The organism is Celeribacter halophilus (genome assembly GCF_018860305.1).
Taxonomy (GTDB): domain Bacteria; phylum Pseudomonadota; class Alphaproteobacteria; order Rhodobacterales; family Rhodobacteraceae; genus Celeribacter; species Celeribacter halophilus_A.
In genome coordinates, this window is record NZ_JAHKPE010000041.1 from 1 (window position 1) to 1699 (window position 1699).

Consider the following 1699-nt stretch of genomic DNA (forward strand, 5'->3'; position numbering starts at 1 on the left):
GTCTATATCGTTCTTATCTGATTTAACTACGGGGAATGCAAATCCTTCATTGAAGGTATTAGAAGCAATAGCGTCAGCTCTTGAAACACCGCTACCGCTTCTATTGGAATCTACGGACCTTAACAAAGAATCTCTTGAAGCCTTGGCGGGTGGTAAAGTATTAAGTAGTCTTCCTCCTGGCTACGAAAGGGTTTCTGTTATCTTACCTGAGCACAAGGCATTCCAGGTTAAGAAGTGGGGCGAAGAAACCAGATTAAAGCTCCAACAACTCAATTCCTCTAGAAAGTAATATCCATTCCTAATACTAATATTTTAGCGGCTAAATTTTAGCTGCTAAATTTAGCATCCCTTCATACACAAAATTCCACTATTTATCCTTCTTTTCAATATGGTTATCTCCATTTAAAAACGTGACTGCGCTCGCGTGGCGTCTCACTCGCAAGGCAAAAGGTAATTTTCTTTAAATTCTTTTGTTGTGTTTAGTTGCACATGGCTTAATTTCGGTATATCGTATGTTCAAGAAACGGATTTACCGAATTCAACTAAGTTTAAAGGCAATTGAATGCAACCTAACGAATCGACAGGCTCAGTAAAAGACAGAGCAAAAAGAAAGCTAGAAAGGGACATGGGTTCTGAACTACTAGCAATCTTTAATGATCCAAAAACCGTAGAGTTGATGCTCAATCCTGACGGCACAGTTTGGGTTGAAAAGCTAGGTGAAGATATGCAGTGCATCACCACACTTAGACCAGCTCAAGGCCGAGCTATTATCGAAACCGTAGCAGGTTTTCATGGCAAAGAAGTTACTTCATACACTCCGAATTTAGAGGCTGAATTTCCCTTAGATGGTTCTCGCTTTGCAGGGCAACTAGAGACTGTGGCAGTAGGTCAGGGTCCGTCATTTGCCATACGTAAAAAAGCGGTGAGCATATTCACGCTTGAACAGTATGTAGAAAACGGAATTATGACTGCCGCTCAAAAAGATTCTTTAGTGAATATCATTTCACAAAAGAAAAACATTCTTGTCGTGGGGGGGACTGGTTCCGGTAAAACCACACTGGCAAACGCCATTATTCGTGAAACCGTCGAACAGTTCCCTAATGACCGCTTCATCATCATTGAAGACACCAGTGAAATTCAGTGTGCCGCGAAGAACTATGTTCAGTACCGCACCTCTGAAACCGTCGATATGACCAGCTTATTAAAAACCGCATTAAGGATGCGACCTGACCGAATTCTAGTCGGTGAGGTGCGTGGTCCAGAAGCTCTCGATTTGTTAATGGCTTGGAATACAGGTCATCCAGGTGGCGTTGCCACAATACATGCGAACAAAGGCCCTTCTAGTGGTCTTGGGAGGTTTAAGTTCCTTATAACAATGCACCCTAAAAAACCAGACCCAATTGAACCGTTTATAGGCGAGGCGGTTCATGCGTTGGTGTACATCGCCAAAAACAAAAAAACCAACACTAGGGCCGTCGAAGAAATTATCGAAGTGTCCGGTTATCAAGATGGTCAATACGTGACCGAAACCTTATCAAACAAACCTATCTAGGAGTTATACAAATGCAATTCTCTCTATCAAAAATCCGATTCGACCGCTCGTCTATGTTCTACCTGGGCTTGTTTGCGTTGATGTTCTTAGCAATGGCGCTTCAACCTGCAATGGCATCCGAAGGCACTGGCGGCTCACTTCCTTATG

Annotated in this window: 2 protein-coding genes; both read left to right on the forward strand. The window is 42.8% G+C overall.

Annotated elements, in window-relative coordinates; genetic code table 11:
- Nucleotides 1-289, forward strand: a 289-nt coding sequence (locus tag KO492_RS18565) for a transcriptional regulator (protein ID WP_216046342.1), incomplete at its 5' end; no start/stop codon positions are given.
- A 273-nt stretch (nucleotides 290-562) separates the two neighbouring features.
- Nucleotides 563-1552 (forward strand): P-type conjugative transfer ATPase TrbB, encoded by a 990-nt coding sequence (trbB, locus tag KO492_RS18570; RefSeq protein WP_012774846.1) that lies wholly within the window; start codon nucleotides 563-565, stop codon nucleotides 1550-1552.
- Nucleotides 1553-1699 lie beyond the last annotated feature (147 nt).

What these genes read in the sequence shown, in the direction of transcription:
- trbB (WP_012774846.1), top strand. Translation starts at nt 563, where the DNA reads ATGCAACCTAACGAATCGACAGGCTCAGTAAAAGACAGAGCAAAAAGA.